Source organism: Formosa sp. A9 (assembly GCF_051200825.1).
GTDB lineage: Bacteria > Bacteroidota > Bacteroidia > Flavobacteriales > Flavobacteriaceae > Formosa.
In genome coordinates, this window is the sequence record NZ_CP195158.1 from 2730859 (window position 1) to 2755676 (window position 24818).

Genomic DNA, 24818 nt, shown 5'->3' on the forward strand with positions numbered 1-24818 from the left:
TGCTTTAACATAAAAACCAAGTGCAATTTTATTGCATGACAAAAGCAACTCTAATCGGGTTGCTTTTTTATTTACAGCAAGCCAATAAAGACTGTAATAATTATTGATATAATATCGACAAAAAACACTAATTTTGTGCTTTCTAAAAAACAACGCAAACCCGAACATAATGATTCATTTCTTTGGAAACGTAAACAGCAAAGTATTTGCTGTACAAACAGTAAAAGAATTATCTTCTGAAACCATTCAAAAATTAACATGGTTATTTGGCAACCAGCCTAAAATAGAGCAAGCATCATTAGATGCTTTTTTTGTTGGGCCAAGAGCAGCTATGATTACGCCTTGGAGTACCAATGCGGTAGAAATAACCCAAAACATGGGGATTTCAGACATCATTCGAATTGAGGAATTCGAAGCTGTTTCTGAAGATTTCAAAGGTTACGACCCGATGATTTCTGAAAAATTCAACGGATTAGACCAAGAATCATTCACTATAGATATCAAGCCAGAACCTATTCTGGATATTGAAGATATTGCGGCTTACAACATTCAGGAAGGGCTTTCTTTAAGTGATGAAGAAGTGGCTTACTTAGAAGGTGTTTCTGAAAAAATTGGTCGCCCGTTAACCGATTCAGAAGTTTTCGGTTTCTCTCAAGTAAATAGTGAGCACTGTCGTCACAAAATTTTCAACGGCACTTTTGTTATTGATGGTGAAGTAAAACCGACATCATTATTTAAAATGATTCGTAAAACGTCTGAAACGAATCCTAACGATATTGTTTCAGCCTATAAAGACAACGTGGCTTTTGTAAAGGGACCTGTTGTTGAGCAATTTGCTCCTAAAACAGCTGATAAACCAGACTTCTATGAAACTAAAGATTTCGAATCTGTGATTTCATTAAAAGCGGAGACGCACAACTTCCCAACCACCGTAGAGCCTTTTAATGGTGCTGCAACAGGTTCTGGAGGTGAAATTCGTGACCGTTTAGCTGGAGGAAAAGGATCCTTACCTTTAGCTGGTACTGCGGTTTATATGACGTCTTATTCGCGTTTGGAAGAAAACCGTCCTTGGGAAAAAGCCATGGACGAGCGCAAATGGCTATACCAAACACCAATGGATATCTTAATCAAGGCTTCTAACGGAGCTTCAGATTTTGGTAATAAATTTGGTCAGCCATTAATCTGTGGTTCGGTATTAACATTTGAACACGAAGAAGACACTTCGACTGCGCTCAGTACAGGTGCTAGAAAATTAGGTTTCGACAAGGTGATTATGCAAGCCGGAGGTATTGGGTATGGTAAAGCTGAACAAGCTTTAAAAGATACTCCTAAAACCGGTGATAAAGTCGTTATTCTTGGTGGTGAAAATTACCGTATTGGTATGGGTGGTGCTGCGGTATCATCGGCTGATACTGGAGAGTTTGAATCAGGTATCGAGTTAAACGCGGTACAACGTTCGAATCCTGAAATGCAAAAACGTGCTGCCAATGCGGTTCGTGGTATGGTTGAAAGTGATGAAAACTACATTGTTTCTATTCACGATCATGGTGCTGGTGGACACTTAAACTGTTTATCTGAATTAGTTGAAGAAACCGGTGGACACATCGATTTAGATAAATTACCTGTAGGTGACCCTACCCTATCTGATAAAGAAATTATCGGTAACGAATCTCAGGAACGTATGGGATTAGTGATTGCCGAAAAACATATTGAAACACTACAAAAGATTGCTGATCGTGAGCGTTCACCAATGTACACCGTTGGAGACGTAACTGGCAATCACCGTTTCACTTTTGAGTCTAAAACCAACGGACACAAACCAATGGATTTAGCCATGGATGATATGTTTGGAAGTTCTCCAAAAACATACATGCACGATAAAAAAGTAGCTCGCAATTATGCCGATGTTGCTTATAACAAAGAAAACTTCTACAATTATTTAGACCAGTTATTACAATTAGAGGCTGTGGCTTCTAAAGACTGGTTGACCAATAAAGTAGACCGTTGTGTTGGTGGAAAAGTAGCCAAACAGCAATGTGTTGGACCATTACAAATTCCATTAAACAACGTTGGTGTGATGGCCTTAGATTACAAAGGTAAAGAAGGTATCGCCACCTCTATCGGGCACTCGCCTATTTCTGGATTAATTAATCCGGTGGCAGGAAGTAGAAACTCGATTACCGAAGCCTTAACCAACATTATCTGGGCGCCTTTAAAAGACGGTATTAAAAATGTATCGTTATCGGCTAACTGGATGTGGCCTTGTAAAAATGAAGGTGAAGATGCGCGTTTATACGAAGCTGTTGAAGCGGTTTCAGAATTTGCGATTGATTTAGGTATCAACGTGCCTACCGGAAAAGATTCCTTATCTATGAAGCAAAAATACCCTAATGAAGAGGTTATTGCTCCTGGTACGGTAATCATTTCAGCGGCTGCAAACTGTATAGACATCAATAAAGTGGTTGAACCTGTATTCCAAAAAGGAGCAGGAAACGTTTATTACATCAACCTGTCTCAGGACAACTTTAAATTAGGAGGAAGTTCATTTGCCCAGGTGGTTAACAAAATTGGAAACGACACACCAAATGTACAATCTGCAGCTTACGTTAAAACCGTATTCAACACGATTCAACAGTTAATTCTTGACGGACAAATTGTTGCTGGTCACGATGTGGCTTCAGGTGGTTTAATCACGACGTTGTTAGAATTATGTTTTGCTGATAACAATTTAGGTTCAGAATTAGATATCACCGCTTTAGCTGAAAACGATTCATTTAAAGTATTATTTGCTGAAAATGCAGGTTTAGTAATTCAATCTAAAGATGCTTCAATAGAATCTGTATTATCTGCTGCTAACATTGAATTCTTTAATATTGGTAAAGTCACAGAATCTGATGTACTAAGCATCATCAACGGAACGGATGTATTTACGATGACGGTATCTCGTTTACGTGATATGTGGTACAAAACATCCTTCTTATTAGACCAAAAACAAACCGCTAACGGTTTAGCACAAGACCGTTACGACAACTATAAAAATCAACCATTACAATACACGTTCCCCAGTCACTTTACAGGAAAACTTCCTGTAGTCGATGCAAGTAAGCCAAGACCAAAAGCTGCGATTTTACGTGAAAAAGGAAGTAACTCTGAGCGTGAAATGGCTAATGCCATGTACTTAGCCGGATTTGATGTGAAAGACGTTCACATGACCGATTTAATTTCTGGTCGTGAAACGTTGGAAGACATTCAGTTCTTAGGTGCTGTTGGTGGATTCTCTAACTCAGACGTTTTAGGTTCTGCTAAAGGTTGGGCCGGAGCCATCAAATACAACGAAAAAGCGAACGAAGTGATTAAAAACTTCTTCAAACGTGAAGACACGCTTTCGGTTGGTATTTGTAACGGTTGTCAGTTATGGATGGAATTAGATCTTATTAACCCTGAACACGATGTTCATGGAAAAATGACATACAACGATTCACATAAACACGAAAGTGCATTTACTTCTGTAAAAATTCAGAAAAATAACTCAGTAATGTTGTCGAGTTTAGAAGGAAGTACTTTAGGAGTTTGGATTTCTCATGGTGAAGGTAAATTTAACTTGCCAGAATCTGAAGACCAATACAACATTGTTGGTAAATACGCATACGCAGAATACCCACACAATCCAAACGGTTCAGATTACAACACCGCGATGCTATGTGATGCAACAGGTCGTCACTTAGTAACGATGCCACACATCGAGCGTTCTACATTCCAATGGAACTGGGCAAACTACCCAAGTAACAGACAAGACGAAGTTTCGCCTTGGATTGAAGCTTTTGTGAATGCCAGAAAGTGGGTAGAAAGTAGAGAAAAATAATATTTTACAATTTGATTTTAGACGGCTAGAATACAGAAATTAAACCGTTTCAAGATATACCTAATATAAAAACGAGATCTTTAAATAAAGGTCTCGTTTTTTTGTTATATCTGTGCTAGTTTCCAATCCCTTCTAATTATTGTATTTCAAAACTATTGCTCATAAAAATTCCAAAAACATGAAGAATAAGTAGCGTTTAATTTAAATGCGACAATTGGTATTAAAAGTAATAAAACGTAACTTACGCAAGTTTATGACTAACTAAGCACCAATGAAATACATTTTAACCCTACTATGCCTATATATTTTCAATTTAATCCAAGCACAAACCCAAGCAGAGCCCTCAAACATAAATGATTTAAAAACTGCAATAAAAACTGAAACCAACAACACAAAAAAACTTATTTTATTAGACAGTCTAACCCAACTCACCTATAACCAAAAAGAATTAGGCTTTGACTCGATTTCACGAGCCACCATAGATTTTGCTATTCAATTAGACTCTTTCAACCTTGCATCTCGAAACACCCAAGACCTCATCAATTTTCACAACAATGTATTGGGTCAGCCCAAAGAAGGCATTGCGATATTCAACACGTATTTTAACCAAGTTAAAGACCATATTACGGATCGGAATCTTGCAGGTATTTATATTGATGCTGGCGATAGCTATTATTTTGTTAAAGAAGTAGACACCGCCATGGCGTTTTATGATAAAGCAAAATTTCATGCCGACAAAGCAGGAAACGATCACGTTAAAGCCTTTGCTATTTTGTATCAAGGCTACTACTATTCCGATGAAGGTAATTTTGTAAAAGCCTCACAATATCTGCAAGAAGCTTCAGAGATTTTCATCAAGGTTAAAGACACATTCAATATTATTTCTTCCAAAAATGCCTTATCCATTTTATACAGCTCTAATGGCTTTGCTAAGGAAGGTCAACAGGAACGTAAGGAAGCGATTGCATTGGCAAAATTATCTGGCAACAACGGGTCTTTGGTTACACTTTATGTGAATTCTGCTGAAGATTACAAAAAACAAGGGCGACAGGATTTGCGTATTTCTTATCTAAAAAAGGCTATGGAAGCTGCAAAATCTTCAAGAAACCTAGAATTCGCCAAACCAATTTTACTACATCTATTTGTGGTTGCCTACGCCCAAACCGATAGCATTGCACAAGCCAAGCATTACTTAAAAGCCCTAACCCAAGACAAAAGGAACACACAAGGCATTTACGAAAGTAATTACTACCGCGCATCTGCCCAATTAGCCTATGCCGAAAACGACTATAAAGCTGCTCAAAAATGGGGAACTCAATTTTTAGATGCCGTTAAAACGGCTAACCAATGGGAACATTTAAAAGAAGCTGAAGCGTTTTTAGCAAAAACCTACGAAAAACTAAATCAATACAATCAGGCTTACAGCCATTTAAACGCATCTAAAAAGATCGAAGACTCTCTACAATCTGTTCAAAAAAACAATGCATTGAGCTACTACCAAACACTTTACGAAACCAATAAACGCGACCAAAAAATTGCAGCACAAAACACAGAGATCAAACTTTTAGACGAACAAAACAAACACCGTTTGCAACTACTGTGGATTAGTATTTTCCTGCTATTAGGTATTTTTTCTATTATCTATCTCTGGCGTTCAAGACAATATTCGCGCAAAAAAGTACAGTTACAAAAGGTCTTTGCGCAAGATTTAATACGCAGTGTAGAAACCGAACGTAAACGCATATCTAGCGAACTTCACGATAGCGTTGGCCAAAGTCTTTTACTTATAAAAAACAAAATATTTTTAGACCATAAGGATGCTTCCGAAACGACTTTAGTAGATAATGCTATAGATGAAGTTAGAAGCATTTCGCAACAATTACACCCGTTTCAGTTTGAAAAATTAGGCTTAATAAAATCGATTAAAAACACGATTGAAGCCTTTCAGAAAAATTCAACTATTTTTTATTCCGAGGATATTGAAGATACCGATTTAGATATTCCGAAGGAGAAAGAAATTTTTATTTTTAGAATGATTCAAGAATGCCTTAACAACGTCGAAAAGCACTCGCAAGCCAAAGCCTGCGTGGTTAGTATCGAAAATATTAACGACGCTGTGTTGTTTGAAATTAAGGATAATGGTCGCGGTTTTGATGTTACTGAAGATTCCGAATTATTAAACAGTCTCGGCATGAAAACCATGAAAGAGCGCGCACAAATTACCAACACGCAACTAAGTATTAATTCGGTTAAAGGAAAAGGAACCTCCATTCAAATTAAAGTCCCAAAACAGTAATATATGCCTACTACAATTGTAATTGCAGACGACCACCCGCTACTTTTAAATGGCACCAAAACATTTTTAGAAAGTAAGTGGTTTAAAATTTTAGACACCGCTACAGATGGTAATTCGGCTTATAACAAAATTGCATCGCTTAAACCCGATGTAGCCATTTTAGATTTCGATATGCCAAAACTTAATGGTCTAGAAGTTGCCCTAGAGATAAAACGCAATGCACTAAATACAAAAGTTATTATTTTAACCCTACACAAGCAAGAAGCTATTTTAAATGAAGTTGGCAAAACTATTGAAGGCTACCTTACAAAAGACAGTGCCTTAGAAGAATTGGAATCCTGCTTAGAACGACTTAAAAACAATGGCAATTATATTGGTTCAAAATTGAAAAACGATACGTTATGTACTAATTCGGCGTCTAAAATAGAAAGTCTTACTCCATCCGAGGTTAAAATTTTAAAGTATCTAGACCAACATTACAGCAGCTCCCAAATTGCTGAAGAATTATTTATTTCTAGACGAACAGTAGAAAAACATCGCAGCAATATCATTAAAAAATTAGAATTGAATAACACCAACCAAAACGCCCTTTTTATCTGGTTAAAAAACAATCCCGATATTTTTAATACGTAGACCTACCTATTACATTAACGCTCACGATTTTATAATTTTAAGGAATCATCAAGATTTCAATAAAAATTATAACAGCACACACATATTACACGCCAAATAACTACTGGATTTTAAACGTTTTTTCTATTGATTTACCTCAAAAAACACCTTATAAAATACAACCAGACGGCTACAGTTATTTTATTTTTAATGAACAGCATCCTAATACCATTCAATATTACAAACCATTTAACACACCATTATCTCTAAAATCAGCTGTAAATACCCAAGTGTTTATAGTTAAATGCAGACCTACTTACATTGGTTATGTGTTAGAACATAATATTAATTGGGCTCCAAAACAAACAATAGATTTTTTAACCAGTTTAAATACTAATCCTTTCACACATATTACGCCCACTATTTTAGACAATATCATCATTCAATTACAAACAAAACCAGAATCTTGGTCTATAGCTAAATTTCAAAATCGTTACCAATGCTCTGCCGCAAAATTAAATCGCTTTTTCAAAACATATTTAGGAATGACTTTTAAGCAGTATCAGCAACTACTTATACAAAGTACGTAGGCCTACGCATTGTATGCATTTAAATAAGCTGGTAAATTAGCAAGCGTAAAAGAATACTATTCTTAAGTGCTATTAATCTAAGGGGAAATCAGGCACAACACATATTTCTTATAGTGTTGGCCTGATTTATTTATTTTACAACATGAGCAATTACTTGGTCTCGCAGTTGCAGTTTATAAAACTCCTAAAGCGATGTTAATTGCAACGTTAAACTTTCACAAAAAACACCATCAACGTTTCCAAAACTTTAATTTAAACACAAATTAACTAGCCTGTTGTTTTATGTTAAAACTAAATGTCCTGCTTCTTTGCTTCCTCCCTGTATCTTTAATTGCTCAAACCACCATAACCGGAAAAGTATACGATTATAAATCAACTGCAAAAAATATAGGAGTATTCAATCTTACGTCATACAATTACACGTACACAAATCAAGACGGAGATTTTTCTATTAAAGCAGCTGTAAATGATACGATTTTATTTTCTTCGGAATTTTACAAACCCCAACGACTGGTTGTAAAAGACAAACACTTTAACACCACCAATGTTATTGAATTAAATATTTTAGTAAATGCACTTGGTACTGTAAACCTGAGTAACACCTCGAAATTTAATACTGACAAATACAAAGAAAATCTGGATACCCAACTTCAAAACGACATAAAAAACAGGCCACATTTATATGCACACCAAAATACCGGAGGCGATTTAAAGCTACTTATAAAAGCGATTATTGATGTATTTAAATCTAAAAAAAGTAAAGAAGCACCAATACAAGCAATCAACTACAAACAACTCTACGCGCTATTTAACAGCAATGCGTTTTTTAATAAAAAACTATTAACAAACGATTTAAACATAGAAGATAAATACATTCCTTTATTTTTTGATTATTGCGACACCAAACAACTTAAAGACGATTTACTAAAAGAACGCAATCGCATAATTTTACTCGATTCGTTAGTTAAGTTTAGCCAAGAGTTCACCACATTAATTAAAGATACAGAACCACATTTAACAACCGATTAATGCCCATAAAATCTTGCTACAACCTCATCGTAACTTTTAATCGATTTTTTAAGCCAATCTAAACGTTTTTCTAATTGCTCTTGTTCGGTTAACTGCCAATTTAAATCTGTTTTCTTCAATTTAGTAGTAACATGCTGTAAAATTATGGCTGCAGAAACAGAAATATTTAAACTTTCTGTAAAGCCCACCATCGGAATCTTTAAAAAACCATCGGCTTCACTTAAAACAATTTCAGACAGGCCTTCAGTTTCCCTACCAAAGAAAAAACAAGACGGTTTAGACACATCAAAATCATACAACTCACAATCGTTTTTATGTGGTGTGGTTGCAATAATTTGATAACCTTTTTGTTTCAAATCGGTTATACAATCCTTCACATGATTATATCTGTTTAAATCCACCCATTTTTGAGCTCCCATAGCAATCTCCCGATCTATTCTCTTCGAATTTCGCTCTTCTACAATATTTACTTCCTGTATACCAAACACATCGCAACTTCGTATTACCGCACTCGTATTATGTAGCTGATACACATCTTCGGTGGCTACTGTAAAATGTTTAGTGCGTTGTGGTAAGACGGCATCAAAACGGGCTTTTCGCTCGGGCGTAATTATCGTTTCTAAATGATTTACAAGTGCTAAATCAATCATTATTGAATTTTGAATTTTATGAAACTTCGAATTTATAAAAATGATTTATTATTTTTAAATAATGAAACATATAGTTGTATTATCTGGTGCTGGAATGAGTGCCGAAAGCGGTTTAAAAACCTTTAGAGACGAAAATGGTTTATGGGAAGGTCACGATGTTATGGAAGTTGCCACGCCCGAGGGTTTTAAAAACAATCCAGAACTGGTTTTAGAATTTTACAATCAACGTAGAGCACAACTTTTACAAGTATCGCCCAATAGCGCGCATTTAGATTTGGCTGCTCTCGAGAAAGATTATAAAGTAAGTATTATTACCCAAAATGTAGACGATTTACACGAACGCGCCGGCAGCAGTAACGTTATTCATTTACACGGCGAACTTTTAAAAGCAAGAAGTACGGGTAACGAGCGCGATATTTTTGCATGCCATACAGATATTAAACTAGGTGATTACTGCAAAAACGGTTATCAAATACGACCACATATTGTTTGGTTTGGAGAAGCTGTGCCCATGATGGAAGCAGCCATTAGCGTTTGCGAATCTGCCGATATATTAATTATAATAGGCACCTCTATGCAAGTGTATCCTGCCGCAGGGCTCATGCATTATGTGTCAAGCAATACTCCAACGTATTATATAGATCCTAAGCCAGAAAACATGACTAAAGCCCATGTTAACATCATTACAAAAACGGCAACCAAAGGGATGAAAGACCTGATAAACATACTACAATTGCCCTAAAATATTGGGGATTAAAAAGTTTCGAAAAACCACAAAACAGTTGTAAGTTTATATTCTTTATACTACTTTTAGTTTTATGACAGATGCCGAAATAGAACAAGAAAATGCAGCGATTGCAAGAGCTTATAAAGACCTCTTAAAAGTAAGTTATCTTACCCTTACCGATGACGACAAAAAACTGATTCGGAAAGCGTTTGATGTTGCTGTCGACGCGCATAAAAATCAACGTAGAAAATCTGGCGAAGCCTATATTTTTCACCCCATAGCCGTAGCGCGATTGGTGGCCAAAGAAATAGGCTTAGACGCCACTAGCATTGCTGCTGCCCTACTTCACGATGTTGTAGAAGATTGCCCAGAATACAGCATAGAAGACATCGAACAACTCTTTGGTAAAACCGTAGCCTTAATAGTTGATGGTTTAACAAAAATCTCATCCATGCAAAAAGACATGGAAGATGTGTCGTTACAAGCAGAAAATTTCAGAAAAATGCTGCTTACCCTTAACGACGATGTTCGCGTTATAATTATTAAAATAGCAGACCGCTTGCACAATATGCAAACTATGGACTCTATGCGTCCAGATAAACAAATAAAAATTGCAAGCGAAACCCTTTATATTTATGCACCTTTAGCCCACCGTATTGGGTTGTATAATATAAAAACGGAGCTAGAAGACTTAGGTTTAAAATATACCGAACCCGAAGTATATTTTGACATTCTAAACAAAATAAAAGAAAGCAAAGAAGAGCAAGATGCCTACATAAGGGAGTTTAATGCGTTAATAGAAAAATCTTTAGATCGGGAAGGTTTAAATTACACCATAAAAGGTCGGCCTAAATCTATTTTTTCCATTCGCAGAAAAATGTTAAAACAAGGCGTTTCTTTTGATGAAGTTTACGACAAATTTGCTGTTAGAATTATTTATAAAAGCGATCCCGCTAACGAGAAATTTCTAGCCTGGAAAATTTACTCGATTGTAACCGATCACTTTAGGCCAAACCCAATCCGACTACGCGATTGGATTTCATCGCCTAAATCTACTGGCTACGAAGCGCTTCATATTACCGTTATGGGGCCTAAAGGCCGTTGGGTAGAAGTTCAGATAAGAAGTGAGCGCATGAACGAAATTGCAGAAAAAGGATATGCGGCACATTACAAATACAAGCAAGGCCCAGAAAAAGAAGACAGTCTAGATGCTTGGATAGCTAAGCTTCAAGAAGCTTTAGAGAGCAACGAAAATAATGCAGTAGATTTTGTAGAACAGTTTAAATTAAACCTTTACTCTAAAGAAATTTTTGTCTTTACCCCTAAAGGCGATTTAAAATCTTTACCCAAAGACGCAACACCTTTAGATTTTGCGTTTCATATCCATACCGAAGTTGGTATGCGTACCCGAGGTGCCAAAGTAAACGGTAAATTGGTACCATTAAGCTACAAACTGCACAGCGGCGATCAGGTAGATATTTTAACATCGGACAATGCGAAACCAAATGCGAACTGGTTAGATTACGCCACAACAGCACGTGCACGAAGTAAAATTAAATCGTCTTTAAAAGAAGAAAAGAAACGAATTGGAGAAGACGGCAAAGAGATTTTAAGACGAAAATTAAAACAACTTAAAATAGACCTGAACGAAAAATCGATAAACGAGCTTGTTAGTTATTTCAAATTAAAAACCAGCCTCGATCTTTTTTATCGCGTGGGTATTGGCTCTATAGACAATGCTATGCTTAAAGGCTATGCCTCTTCTAGAAGCAATGCCTTGGTCAGTTTTTTCAAAAATAAAATTACGCGTCGCGCCAATATCGATAAAGACGAATTAGATAAAGACGAGGTAACCTCTAAATACGATTTACTAGTTTTTGGAAAAGAAGAAGAAAAACTGGACTACAAACTCTCTAACTGCTGTAACCCAATACCGGGCGATCCTGTTTTTGGTTTTGTAACGGTAAATGAAGGTATAAAAGTTCATAAAAAAAATTGTCCAAATGCCGTATCTTTGCAATCTAATTACGCCTACAGAATAATTCAGGCCAAATGGATAGATTCCTCGCAAGAAGAATTTTCGGCTCAAATTATTTTATCGGGTATAGATAATATGGGATTGGTAAACGACGTAACAAGAATAATTTCTGCAAACATGCATGTTAACATTAAAAGCATCAGTTTTCAGACCGACGACGGCTTGTTTTCGGGCAAAATAAACGTGGTGGTTAAAAATAATTCGATGTTAAGTAAATTAATGACCAATCTTAAGAAAATTAATGGCATAGATAAAGTGTCTAGAGTCTAAAATTAATGTAAATTTGCGCTGGAATTATGAGTTTAAAATCAGACACAAAAAATCAAGACATTGTAAAAAATGTCTTCACTAAATTTCTAGAAGAAAAAGGACATCGTAAAACACCAGAACGTTACGCGATTTTACAAGAAATTTACGATAGCGATATACATTTCGATATTGAATCTCTTTATTTAAATATGAAGAATAAAAAATATCGAGTAAGTCGTGCTACACTTTACAATACCATCGAATTACTATTGGAATGTGGCTTGGTAAGAAAACACCAATTTGGGCAAAACCAAGCACATTACGAGAAATCGTATTTCGACAAACAGCACGATCATGTTATACTTACAGATACAGGCGAAGTTATAGAATTTTGCGATCCACGAATTCAATCCATAAAAAAGACCATCGAAGAAGTTTTTGATATCGAAATTAAAAACCATTCGTTATACTTTTATGGCAACAGAAAAACAACAAAATAAAATATTTTTATAATGGCAGTAGATTTACTACTAGGGTTACAATGGGGAGACGAAGGCAAAGGAAAAATTGTTGATGTACTTACCTCTAAATACAATATTATTGCCCGTTTTCAAGGTGGTCCAAATGCCGGCCACACCTTAGTTTTTAACGGTAAAAAACACGTTTTACACACCATCCCATCAGGAATTTTTCACGACGATGCTACTAACCTGGTTGGTAACGGTGTCGTTATAGACCCTGTTATTTTCAAAAAAGAATTAGATAAACTAGACGAGCAAAATGTAAATTACAAAACATCGTTGCTAATCTCTAGAAAAGCCCATATTATACTACCAACCCACCGTCTTTTAGACGCTGCTAGCGAGGCCTCTAAAGGTAAAGCCAAAATAGGCTCTACACTAAAAGGTATTGGTCCAACTTATATGGATAAAACTGGGCGTAACGGTATGCGCGTAGGCGATTTAGAACTTAGCGACTGGAAAGAACGCTATAGAGCTTTAGCCGACAAACACGAAGCTATGATCGATTTTTACAATGTAGAAATTCAATACGATTTAGCTGAATTAGAAGCCGAATTCTTTGAAGCTGTAGAAGTTTTAAAATCGTTACAGTTTATAGATTCTGAAGAATATGTATTTCAAGCTCAAAAAGCAGGAAAATCTATTTTAGCAGAAGGTGCTCAAGGCTCGTTATTAGATATCGATTTCGGTACCTATCCTTTTGTAACCTCGAGCAATACTACTGCTGCTGGTGCTTGCACAGGTTTAGGGGTTGCCCCTAACCAGATAGGCGAAGTATTTGGTATTTTTAAAGCCTATACCACACGTGTTGGTTCTGGTCCGTTCCCTACCGAGTTATTCGACGAAGATGGTGCCACCATGGCAAAAGTTGGTCATGAATTTGGTGCAACAACTGGTCGCCCAAGACGTTGTGGCTGGTTAGATTTAGTTGCCTTAAAATACGCTTGCCAAGTTAACGGTGTTACACAACTTATGATGATGAAAGCAGATGTTTTATCGGGCTTTAAATCGTTAAAAGTATGTACTGCTTACAAATATAAAGGTGAAGTTATCGAGCATTTCCCATATAATATAGAGCCAGAAAATGTAGAGCCGATTTACACAGAATTTGAAGGTTGGAGCGAAGACTTAACAAAAATGTCTGATTACAGCGAATTACCAAAAGCTTTAAACGATTATATCGCATTTTTAGAAAAAGCCTTAGAAACACCTATTACCATAGTTTCTGTAGGGCCAGACAGAAAAGAAACTATCTTTAGATAAACCGTTCTGCTCCTAAAAACAAAATCAACGCCTGCTTAAATCGTCTTTTAAGCAGGCGTTTTTATCCTAAATCTTTTATAATGCTGTATCGCAAATCATTTATATCCTTATTTTTGCTACAAATATTTTAAATTGAAAACACACCAATATCTTTATATATTATTATGTTTAAGTTTCTTGTGGTGTTTTAGCATGCAGGCTCAGGAACAAAAACAGAAGCGAATACAAATCCAATACTCCGGATTTTTAACCTTCGACGAAGCCAAATATCCAGGAGCAAAAATACTAACACGAGACGATTCAAGTCAAATCCATATCATTCACGAAGGTGTAAACATGTGGTGCGACCAAGCAATACATTATGGCAACGAAGATTTTATAGAAGCCTATGGTCATGTAAAAATGAAACAAGGCGACACAATAAATATGAATGCCAAATATGTAGAATACAGCGGAAAAACCAAATTGGCATTTGCAAGTGGCGACGTGGTATTAACCGAACCAAGTTCGGTACTTACTACAGATACATTGTATTTTGACAGGTTAAAACAACAGGCATTTTACAAAACAGGCGGTAAAGTTGTGCGAGACTCTTCGGGCACTATAACCAGTAAAATTGGCCGTTATTATATGAATGCCAAGAAGTACCAATTTGTAAGCAAAGTTAAGCTTGTTAATCCCGAATACGTATTAGACACAGAGCAACTGGACTATTACACACAAAATGCACTAGCTTACATGTACGGCCCTAGTACCATAACTGGCGAAACTTCAAAAATATATTGCGAACGCGGCTTTTACGACACCCAAAACGACACAGGATATTTCATTAAAAACTCTAGAATAGACTACGATAACAGAGTGGTTGAAGGCGATAGCCTGTATTTTAATAGAGCGAATAGTTTTGCATCGGCAACCAACAATATTAAAGTTACAGACACACTTAATAATAGTGTGATAAAAGGACACTATGCTGAAGTATATCGTGATAAAGATTCTGTTTTTATAACAAAACGCGCCTTGGCAATTTCTGTTCAAGAACGAGATTCACTTTACATTCATGGCGATACGCTTATGGTTACAGGAAAACCAGAACACCGCATAACCAGAGCGTTCAGAAATGTAAAAATGTACAAATCGGATATGAGTGGTAAGGCCGATTCTATTCATATGGATCAGAAATCAGGATTAACCCAATTAATTAACTTGGGTCGTTTAGCACCCAAAGATAATTTTGCAGTAAAACGCAGGCCTATACTCTGGAATTTCGAGAACCAGATGACTGGCGATACCATTCATATTAAATCGAATACCAAAGCAGAAAAATTAGATTCCTTAATTGTATTCAACAATGCCTTTATTATAAACAAAGATACTGTTGGTAGTGGCTTCAATCAGATTACTGGACAAAAACTATACGGTCTTTTTAACGATGAAAACCAATTACGGCAAGTCGATATTATAAAAAATGCAGAATCGATATATTATGCCCGAAACGATAAACAAGAATTAATAGGCATCGAAAAATCGAAATCGGCCAATATCACCATATTCTTTACGGGCAATACCATTGATGAACTTCGAAAAATAAACCAAGTAGACGGCACGCTTTCACCCGAATCTAAATTCCCTGAAAACGCTCGAAAATTAAGAGGGTTTGATTGGCGTGAAGACGAACGCCCAAAAAGTGTAAACGATTTATTTAGCGACGACCCACCCTTAAATCTTCCTGTAATAAAAGGCTTAGCGCCTTATGTACCGCAAGAAGAGTTTTTTGATGACGATTTAAGAGCGCGCGCGCAACAAGCCGAAGAACAGAATAAAGCTAAAAATATTCAAAAACCTGCAAAAGCCTCTAGACATTTACCAAGTAAGGATTCTATACCTAACTTTCAACCGCCTCAAAAAACGCTACAAAAGCCAAAACTACAAGAAAAAAAGCAGTCTTAATGAGATCAGATTTTTTTAAATATCAAGCGCAAACATCACCTGCACCTTTAGCTATGGAAATTTCGCATGCTAAAGGTTCTTACATTTACGACACTAACAACAAAGCCTATTTAGATTTTGTTGCTGGCGTATCAGCTTGTGCGCTCGGTCACGGACATCCTAGAGTTGTAAACGCTATAAAAGCACAATTAGACAAATACATGCATGTTATGGTTTACGGCGAATACATTCAAAAACCCGCGGTAGATCTTGCTCGTTTTATTGCCGATCATACCCCAGAACCCTTAGAAAAAACCTACTTAACTAATTCTGGAACCGAAGCCATAGAAGGCGCTTTAAAATTAGCGAAACGAGCCACTGGCCGATCGGAAATAATTGCTGCAAAACACGCATACCACGGCAATACCATGGGTTCTATGAGCGTTATGGGTTACGAAGCCCGCAAACAAGCCTACAGACCAATTGTTCCTGGAACGCAATTTATTACTTTTAATAATGAAAACGACTTATCTAAAATAACCACAAAAACAGCAGCTGTAATTTTAGAAACCATACAAGGAGGCGCTGGATTTCTAGAACCAAAAAACAACTATTTATTAAAAGTAAAACAACAGTGCGAAGCTGTTGGCGCATTGCTTATATTAGACGAAATACAACCCGGAATTGGCAGAACAGGCAAGCTTTTTGGTTTCGAAAATTACCAGTGTACACCAGATATTTTGGTTATGGGTAAAGGTCTTGGAGGCGGCATGCCTATTGGGGCTTTTACAGCATCTTCGGCACTAATGTCGCATTTACAAGAGCATCCTAAAATGGGGCACATAACCACTTTTGGTGGTCATCCGGTAATCGCCGCCGCCGCATTAGCCACTCTGCAAGAAATTACCGAAACCAACCTTATGCCTGCTGCTTTAGAAAAAGAACAACTTTTTAGAAACGCATTACAGCATCCTTTAATTACCGAAATAAGAGGAAAAGGACTTATGTTAGCCGCCTTAACACCAAGTGCAGAAATAACCAATCAAGTCATTTTAGAAGCTCAAGACCAAGGCCTTATTTCGTTTTGGTTGCTTTTTGAACCTAAAGCCATCAGAATTACACCACCTTTAACCATTTCTAAAACAGAAATAGAACAAGGTTGTGGCATTATTATTGATATTCTAAACCGCATAAACAACTAAAAATCATACGTATATATTGTATTTTAACCTTGTTTCACGATACCTGTTGATTACTTTGTTAAAAACATTTACATTTTAAACCCATTATAAAGTATTTAGTACACTACATTTAATGGTAGTAGAAACCATATACATTTTGCCTATGGAGTTCAGTCCTAACAACAACGAGTTACCTTTAACAAAATTTGAATCGATGCTTAAAACCAACCATGTTTTATTTTTTGATTCTGAAGAATTTGAAAACATCATCCATTATTACCTCGATTTAGGAAAAATTGCACTTGCTAAAAAAGCCATAAAATTAGGTTTAGACCAACATCCCACATCCACCAATTTAAAACTCTTTAAAGTTGAAGTTTACGTTTTCGAAAACAAGTTGGAGGAAGCCGATGTTATGTTAAACGAGCTTTACAATTTAGAACCCCATAACGAAGAAATTTACATCCAAAAGGCTAATATCCTTTCTAAAAGAGATCAGCACGAAGATGCTATAGACCTTCTAAAAAAAGCCATCGATTTATCTCAAGACGATGCCTCCGACCTGTATTCTTTAATAGGTATGGAATATTTGTTTTTAGACAAATTTGAAGACGCAAAAGATAATTTCATAAAATGTTTAGAGTCCGATTTAGAAGATTACTCGGCACTTTATAACATGGTGTATTGTTTCGAGTTTTTAGAACAACACCAAGAAGCTATAGATTATTTAAATATTTATATTGATAAAAATCCTTACAGCGAAGTGGCTTGGCACCAGTTAGGAAAACAATATGTCGCCTTAAAACGCCATAAAAAAGCCATTGCAGCTTTTGATTTTGCCATTATTTCAGACGATACTTTTGTTGGAGCCTACATCGAAAAAGGTAAAGTTTTAGAAAAACTAAAACGTTTTGAAGAAGCTATAGAATGCTATACCACCTCGTTAACCTTAGACGATCCTACCTCGTTTGCCTTGTTGCGCATAGGACATTGCTACGAAAAATTAGGCAATCAAGAATTGGCTGTTCAATATTACTACAAAACCGTTCACGAAGACCCTTTATTAGACAAAGGTTGGGTTGCCATTACCAAATTTTACAACAAGCAACGCAACTTTCAAAAATCGTTACACTACATTAATAAAGCTATAAATATTGATAGTGAAAATGTAAAATATTGGAAATTATACGCACAGATTAATCACCGTTTAAATCATTTAGAAGAAGCAGAACGCGGATTTAAAAAGACACTAGAACTCGGCAATTACGAGCTCAATACTTGGTTAACCCGTTGCGATATTCTTATAGAAATTGATGAACCCGAGGCTGCGATTTACAATTTATTGCAAGCCATGGAATTTTATCCAGAAAATGCCGAAATAGAGTATCGATTAGCTGGTTTATACCACGTTACAAACGAAACAGAAAAAGCTAGTTTTCACTTAAAAAATGCCTTACTGTACAACCCTGACTATATTTTTATTATAGAGGAATTATTTCCAGAAACCTACAAATCGTCCTTTTTAAAAAAAGCACTTAAACCAAAAGAATAACCTGCTTTAGGTGTAAAAATTATTACCTTTGGTTTTCAATTTAAAACCAAAAAATGCAACGACGCTTAAAAGATTATTTCATTATATCTTTAAAAGGATTAGCTATGGGAGCTGCCGATGCGGTTCCTGGTGTTTCGGGAGGCACAATAGCTTTTATTTCTGGAATTTACGAAGAACTCATCAACACCATTAGCGGAGTTAACAAATCTCTTTTTACCACATGGCGCAAGCAAGGTTTTAAAGCGTTTTGGAACCAATTAAACGGTAATTTTCTGCTAGCCCTACTTACAGGCATCGTAATAAGCTTTGTAAGCTTTATGCGCATTGCCAAGTACTTACTAGAACATCAACCCATTTTAATTTGGTCGTTTTTCTTTGGTCTTATTATCGCCAGTATTTATTTTGTTGGTAAACAAATTAAAAAATGGAATTTAGCAACCATAATTAGTGCCATTCTAGGAGCAATTATTGCTTTTTATATTTCTACATTACCAGCTCTGAATACCACAAACAGTCCGTGGTTTTTATTTTTTGCAGGAGCCATAGCCATTTGCGCCATGATTTTACCTGGCATCTCAGGATCGTTTATTCTAGTTATTTTAGGAGCGTATAAAACATTAAGCGATGCCCTTAGTGATTTCGATATTAAAAGAATTGCGCTATTTGCCTCGGGTGCACTTATAGGGCTGCTTAGCTTTAGTCATCTTTTAAAATGGCTTTTTAAACACTATCACAACACTACACTAGCGGTACTTACAGGGTTTATTTTTGGGTCTTTAAATAAAGTGTGGCCTTGGAAATTGACAGCTACAGTTTTAGAAAAGGAATCGGGGCAAATTATTCCGTTTTCGGAAGTCTCAAAACTAGGCACTTTATCAATTTTCGAGAAGCAAACTGGCCTCACTGATCTCTACAAAACAGTTACCGAGCAAAGTACTTGGGCTTCAACTTATACCGATTTAAATCAGGTTAACGCGCAGCTAATACCTGCCATTGGCTTAATGATAATTGGTTTTTTCACCATTTTTATTCTTGAAAAACTAGGTTCAAAACAATAGTAATGGAAAGTACCAGAACCTTTACGGACAAAATCTTTCTAATCTTAAAAGGATTAGGTATGGGAGCTGCCAATAAAGTTCCTGGTGTTTCTGGAGGTGTAGTAGCTTTTGTTTCTGGGTTTTACGAAGAGTTTATTTATTCGCTTCAAAAAATAAATGGTAAAGCCTTTAAATTGTTAATAAACGGCCGATTTAAAAGTTTTTATCAATACGTAAACGGTCGCTTTTTAAGTCTGCTGTTTCTTGGCATGATTATTAGTTATTTTAGTGTTTCTAAACTATTAGACTACCTTATTAAACACTACGAACTTTATGTCTGGAGTGTGTTTTTTGGTATGATTATAGGCTCTATCTATTACATTAGTAAAGATTTTAAAGAGTGGAATTACAAAACATTAACAGCTTTAATAATTGGCACATTACTGGGGCTAAGTGTTAGTTTTTTAGATCCCGCAACAGAAAACGACAATTTGTGGTTTGTGTTTTTTTGTGGTATTATAAGTGTATCTGGCATGACGCTTCCTGGGTTTTCGGGTTCGTTTATCTTAATACTTTTAGGCAACTACGTGTTATTATTAGTCGATTCTGTAAATGCATTATCCGATACTTTTGCCGATATTTTAAAATGGAATTTCGACTTTCTAAACAATCCATATAGAATTAGACTTTTAAAAGTGCTAGCCATTTTTACTTTGGGTTCTGTAACGGGATTAGTTACCTTTTCGCATCTTCTAAGCTACATCCTAAAACATTATAAAAGTATAACAATGGCGTCTATAATTGGATTTATTGTAGGTTCTTTAGGTGTGGTTTGGCCCTGGAAAAAAACAATTTATAAATTATCGAATACAGGCGATTTTGTTTTAGATTCTACCGGCTCAAAAATTATAACAAACTATACACGATACATTCCAGAATTTAATACCGAAACCGTTGCAGCCATTTTTTTTGTGATATTTGGCATTGCTATAGTTCTAGGATTAGAAATTTACGGACGAAAAACCAGACGAATTAAATGAATACACTAGGCCTTGTAGGAAAAAATATCTCTTACTCTTTCTCGAATTCTTATTTCAAACAAAAATTTGAAGATTTAAAAATTACCGACACTACGTATCAGAATTTCGATATTCAAGATATTTCCGAATTCCCTAACATATTTAAAGACCACCCCAATGTAAAAGGTTTAAATGTAACCATTCCTTATAAAGAGCAGGTTATCCCCTATTTGCACAAGTTAAATAGTCGAGCCAAAAAAATTGGAGCGGTAAACACAATTAAAATAACAAAAAAAGGCAAATTAGTTGGTTATAATACCGATTACTACGGATTCAAAAAATCGTTAGAACCACATTTACTATCGTACCACGACAAGGCTTTAATTTTAGGAACAGGAGGCGCCAGCAAAGCCATAGCTTACGCTCTTAAAAAACTTAAAATTAAATTTCAATACGTGTCTCGAAGCCCAAAAAACGATAACACCATAAGTTACGAAAGCTTAAATAATGATATTATTGATGCGCATAAAATCATAATCAACTGTTCGCCAGTGGGTACATTTCCTAATATTCACGAATGCCCAGACATTCCTTACAACGCAATTGGCCGCGAACATATTTTATTCGATTTAATTTACAACCCAGAAGAAACCCGATTTTTAAAGCACGGCAGAGAGCGCAAAGCAACCACAATTAATGGCCTTAACATGCTTATATTACAAGCCGAAAAAGCTTGGGATATCTGGAATTTATACTAGCCAATACAACCTTTACATTTAAAGATTACAACACTTTGTAAATATACTAGTTGTTAGTATATTTAGAACTTATATTAACGTACATAAACATTTTTTAAAATGTCAGAGCAAGATAACCTACAACCTGTAGACGGAAACGAAGAAAATAAGAACGGTACAGACGAGTCTGTAAAAGCCACTACGCCACATAACGAAATAGTATCTCCTAACGACGATATAAAAAACGAAGATGTGGTTTTTGAAGAAATTGAAGCTTCAAATGCAGAAGATGCCGAAGACGAAGGCAATAACGACAGACACACTATTCCGTTTAAAGACTACGATACCATGTCGCTAGAAGCACTCGCAATAGAATTAGAAAAACTAATTGCTAGCGAAAAAGTGCAGGCCATTAAAGCGCACGTAGAAAGCATAAAAAACGAATTCAATTCGAAATTTAACGCACTTGTAGACGAAAAAAAGGAAGATTTTTTGAACGATGGTGGCAACGAAATAGATTTTTATTACTCCAACCCTATTCAAAAACGATTCAAAACTGCCTATAAAGATTATCGCGGTAAATTACACGCACACTATAAAAATATAGAAAACAGCCTAAAAGACAACCTGGCTAAGCGACTTGAAATTATTGAAGAAATTAAAGGCTTAATCAATGTCGAAGAAAATATAAACACCACTTACAAGCATTTTAAAGACCTACAGGAACAATGGCGTAATGCAGGGCCAATTCCTAGAGACAAATACAATAATGCTTGGAATAGTTACCACCACCACGTAGAGATTTTTTACGACTTTTTACACCTTAATCGCGATTTAAGAGACTTAGATTTTAAACACAATTTAGAACTAAAACTTAAAATTATTGAGCGTGCCGAAGAATTGGCTAAAGACGACGACACTAACCGTTCTTTTAGAGAGTTACAAGTATTACACAAAATGTGGAAAGAAGAACTTGGACCAGTATCGAAAGAACACCGCGAGGAAATATGGAACCGTTTTAAAACTGCAACTAAAACCATCCATAATAAACGACAGGCTTATTTTGAAGAATTAGATAAAGTCTACGAAAAAAATCTAGAGAAAAAACAAGATTTAATTGCCAAAATAGAAGCTATAACAGAGCAAGGCGCAAAATCGCATAACGGTTGGCAGGCCAAAATAAAAGAGATCGAACAACTTCGTGAAGCTTTTTTTAGCGCTGGAAAAGTACCTTTAAAAGTAAACGAAGCTACGTGGCAAAAGTTTAAAGAAGTGGTTAGAGCTTTCAATCGCAAAAAAAATGTGTTTTATAAAGAACTGAAGAAAGAGCAATTTGATAATCTTCAGAAAAAAATGGATTTAATACAAATTGCTGAAGACAATAAAGACAGCGACGATTTTGAGGTAACCACTCCCCTGATGAAAAAAATACAGAGCGATTGGAAAAAAATTGGCCATGTACCGCGCAAAGACAGCGATAAAATATGGAAACGTTTTAAAGCTGCATGCAACGCTTACTTCGATAAATTACACGCTCAAAGAAACGCAGAAAACAAAGAGGAGCTAGATGCCTTTAATGCTAAAACCAATTTATTAGACAGTTTAAAAACATTAGAATTTACTGGCGACAAAGACAGCGATTTAAAACTCATTAAAGCCCAAATAAATACTTGGCAAACGCTTGGCCGCGTACCTAACAACAAACGCTTTATCGAAGGTAAATTCAACAAAGCGCTAGACGACCTTTTTAAACGCATAAAAATAAATAAAAACGAAGCCGAATTAATTAAATTCGACAATAAGATCGACGAGCTAAACAATGCCCAAGATTCCAGACATTTAGACAATGAGCGTACTTTTATTCGTAAAAAAATAGACGAAATAAAAGGAGAAATAAATCAGCTGGAAAACAATTTACAATTCTTTACTAATGTAGACGACGATAATCCTTTAGTTAAAGAAGTACATGCCAATATTAAAAACCATAAAGACGAATTAAAGCTTTGGAAAACCAAGCTGAGTAAAATAAAAGCATTGTATTAAAATACACTTAAAAAAGTTTTTCAAAAATCCTATCTACTAACTCAGATAGGATTTTTTCATTTAAAAAACACAATAATCCGCACATGTCAACAATTTTTAAATCTTATAAAAACATTATGCCTGAGTAAAAAAAAGGAGTCGTATCTTTATAACATCCTGTGTAAATTAAGAAACATGACACCCAAAAAAACAATTGTAATTGTTGGAGGCGGATTCGCCGGTTTAGAATTAATTAAACAACTAAAACACTCTAAAAATCATCAAATAATACTTGTAGACCTTAATAACTACAACTTTTTCCCGCCTTTACTTTACCAAGTAGCTTCTGGATTTATGGAGCCATCGGCTATAAGTTATCCGTTCAGAAAAATTTTAAGACGTAACAAAAATGTACGTTTTAGACTTGGAACCTTGCAAGAAGTAATACCTGCAGAGCACAAAATTATACTTAGTAACGGCGAACTGCATTACGACTATTTAGTCATGGCCACAGGAGCCGAAACCAACTTTTTTGGGAATAAAAATATTGAAGAAAAACTTTGCCCATGAAAACCATTTCGGATGCTTTGGCGCTCCGAAATTTAATTTTCACACGTTTAGAACGAGCTACAAGAATAGAAGATCCTAAGCAGCGTAAAAAATTACTATCGTTTGTTATTGCTGGAGCAGGCCCTACCGGAGTAGAACTTTCGGGTATTTTTGCAGAAATGCGAAGCAATATTCTTACCAAAGACTACCCAGAACTCTCTAAACAAGATTTAGGCGATATTTACTTGATAGACGGCCAACCTGCTGTGCTTTCTGCCATGTCTAAAAAAACGCAAGGGTACACCTATAAAAAATTACAAGAATTAGGCATACATATTAAACTAAATACTTTTGTAAAGGATTTTGACAATGATATTGTTTACCTCTCGGACGACACGACTATAGAGTCGCGTAACCTGATTTGGGCCGCAGGTATTTCGGCAAAAACTTTTGATGGATTTAAACCCGAAGATTACGGTCGCGGTAAACGCTTAAAAACAAATGCTTTTAATTTAGTTGATGGCTATAAAAACATTTACGCCATAGGAGATGCCTGCATCGTTTCGGGAGACGATTTATTTCCTGATGGGCACCCGCAATTAGCACAAGTGGCTATACAACAAGCGCATAATTTGGGTAAAAACTTAAACAAAAATTCAGTACAATCTTGGACACCTTTTTCTTATAACGACAAAGGCTCGATGGCCATTATTGGTCGTAACAAAGCTGTTACCGATGGTCCTAACCAAAAATTCTTTATTAAAGGATTCATCGCTTGGTGCGTTTGGATTTTTGTACACATTATGTCTCTTGTTAATTTTAGAAATCGCATGCGAGCACTTTACGATTGGACGGGATATTACATTTATAAAGATCAATCTTTTAGAATGATTATCAAACCCAAAGAGCAACAACAAAAATAATTTTCTCGAAAAATCTAAAGTAAATGGTTTTG

Annotated in this window: 17 protein-coding genes and 1 pseudogene; 17 read left to right on the forward strand and 1 reads right to left on the reverse strand. The window is 35.8% G+C overall.

Annotated elements, in window-relative coordinates:
- Nucleotides 1-169 precede the first annotated feature (169 nt).
- The 5 genes from purL (at nt 170) to ACR9EA_RS12060 (ending at nt 8389) form a co-directional block, all read left to right on the forward strand.
- Complete coding sequence (gene purL / locus ACR9EA_RS12040) at nt 170-3862, forward strand: phosphoribosylformylglycinamidine synthase (protein ID WP_435133336.1); 3693 nt, start codon at nt 170-172, stop codon at nt 3860-3862.
- Between the two features lie 271 nt (nt 3863-4133).
- Complete coding sequence (locus ACR9EA_RS12045) at nt 4134-6158, forward strand: tetratricopeptide repeat-containing sensor histidine kinase (protein ID WP_435133339.1); 2025 nt, start codon at nt 4134-4136, stop codon at nt 6156-6158.
- A 3-nt stretch (nt 6159-6161) separates the two neighbouring features.
- A complete protein-coding gene (locus ACR9EA_RS12050) occupies nt 6162-6791 on the forward strand; it encodes a response regulator (protein ID WP_435133342.1) in 630 nt (209 codons plus the stop codon).
- Between the two features lie 269 nt (nt 6792-7060).
- Nucleotides 7061-7360 carry a hypothetical protein gene (locus ACR9EA_RS12055; RefSeq protein ID WP_435133344.1) on the forward strand — a complete coding sequence of 100 codons (300 nt, stop codon included), beginning with the start codon at nt 7061-7063 and terminating at the stop codon, nt 7358-7360.
- A 282-nt stretch (nt 7361-7642) separates the two neighbouring features.
- Nucleotides 7643-8389: a hypothetical protein gene (locus ACR9EA_RS12060; protein ID WP_435133347.1), complete on the forward strand. Its 747-nt coding sequence runs from the start codon at nt 7643-7645 to the stop codon at nt 8387-8389.
- On the opposite strand, the gene ACR9EA_RS12065 is transcribed toward ACR9EA_RS12060, so the two are convergent.
- Nucleotides 8386-9039: a TrmH family RNA methyltransferase gene (locus tag ACR9EA_RS12065; RefSeq protein WP_435133349.1), complete on the reverse strand. Its 654-nt coding sequence runs from the start codon at nt 9037-9039 to the stop codon at nt 8386-8388. The genes ACR9EA_RS12060 and ACR9EA_RS12065 overlap by 4 nt on opposite strands.
- Nucleotides 9040-9100: 61 nt before the next feature.
- Here ACR9EA_RS12065 and ACR9EA_RS12070 point away from each other — a divergent pair, with 61 nt between their 5' ends.
- The 12 genes and pseudogenes from ACR9EA_RS12070 to ACR9EA_RS12125 all read left to right on the forward strand — a co-directional run bounded on the left by ACR9EA_RS12070 (nt 9101) and on the right by ACR9EA_RS12125 (nt 24786).
- Nucleotides 9101-9781 carry an SIR2 family NAD-dependent protein deacylase gene (locus tag ACR9EA_RS12070; protein ID WP_435133352.1) on the forward strand — a complete coding sequence of 227 codons (681 nt, stop codon included), beginning with the start codon at nt 9101-9103 and terminating at the stop codon, nt 9779-9781.
- 76 nt (nt 9782-9857) lie between these two features.
- The gene (locus ACR9EA_RS12075) at nt 9858-12074 is read left to right on the forward strand and encodes a RelA/SpoT family protein (protein WP_435133355.1); all 2217 of its coding nucleotides are present in this window, start codon (nt 9858-9860) and stop codon (nt 12072-12074) included.
- A 26-nt stretch (nt 12075-12100) separates the two neighbouring features.
- Complete coding sequence (locus ACR9EA_RS12080; protein ID WP_435133358.1) at nt 12101-12553, forward strand: Fur family transcriptional regulator; 453 nt, start codon at nt 12101-12103, stop codon at nt 12551-12553.
- Between the two features lie 12 nt (nt 12554-12565).
- The gene (locus tag ACR9EA_RS12085; RefSeq protein ID WP_435133361.1) at nt 12566-13837 is read left to right on the forward strand and encodes an adenylosuccinate synthase; all 1272 of its coding nucleotides are present in this window, start codon (nt 12566-12568) and stop codon (nt 13835-13837) included.
- Between the two features lie 192 nt (nt 13838-14029).
- On the forward strand, nt 14030-15787 hold the full coding sequence (locus tag ACR9EA_RS12090) for an OstA-like protein (protein ID WP_435133364.1): 1758 nt from the start codon (nt 14030-14032) through the stop codon (nt 15785-15787).
- Nucleotides 15787-16968, forward strand: coding sequence for an aspartate aminotransferase family protein (locus tag ACR9EA_RS12095; RefSeq protein ID WP_435133367.1), 1182 nt, complete (start codon nt 15787-15789; stop codon nt 16966-16968). The genes ACR9EA_RS12090 and ACR9EA_RS12095 overlap by 1 nt, the downstream gene beginning before the upstream one ends.
- Nucleotides 16969-17110: 142 nt before the next feature.
- Nucleotides 17111-18499, forward strand: a complete 1389-nt coding sequence (locus tag ACR9EA_RS12100; RefSeq protein ID WP_435139873.1) for a tetratricopeptide repeat protein — start codon at nt 17111-17113, stop codon at nt 18497-18499.
- A 53-nt stretch (nt 18500-18552) separates the two neighbouring features.
- Nucleotides 18553-19557, forward strand: a complete 1005-nt coding sequence (locus tag ACR9EA_RS12105) for a DUF368 domain-containing protein (protein ID WP_435133369.1) — start codon at nt 18553-18555, stop codon at nt 19555-19557.
- Nucleotides 19558-19559: 2 nt separating this feature from the next.
- Complete coding sequence (locus tag ACR9EA_RS12110) at nt 19560-20576, forward strand: DUF368 domain-containing protein (RefSeq protein WP_435133372.1); 1017 nt, start codon at nt 19560-19562, stop codon at nt 20574-20576.
- Nucleotides 20573-21313, forward strand: a complete 741-nt coding sequence (locus tag ACR9EA_RS12115; protein WP_435133374.1) for a shikimate dehydrogenase family protein — start codon at nt 20573-20575, stop codon at nt 21311-21313. The genes ACR9EA_RS12110 and ACR9EA_RS12115 overlap by 4 nt, the downstream gene beginning before the upstream one ends.
- A gap of 99 nt (nt 21314-21412) precedes the next feature.
- Nucleotides 21413-23335 (forward strand): DUF349 domain-containing protein, encoded by a 1923-nt coding sequence (locus tag ACR9EA_RS12120; protein WP_435133377.1) that lies wholly within the window; start codon nt 21413-21415, stop codon nt 23333-23335.
- A gap of 174 nt (nt 23336-23509) precedes the next feature.
- Nucleotides 23510-24786, forward strand: a pseudogene (locus ACR9EA_RS12125) (NAD(P)/FAD-dependent oxidoreductase).
- Nucleotides 24787-24818 lie beyond the last annotated feature (32 nt).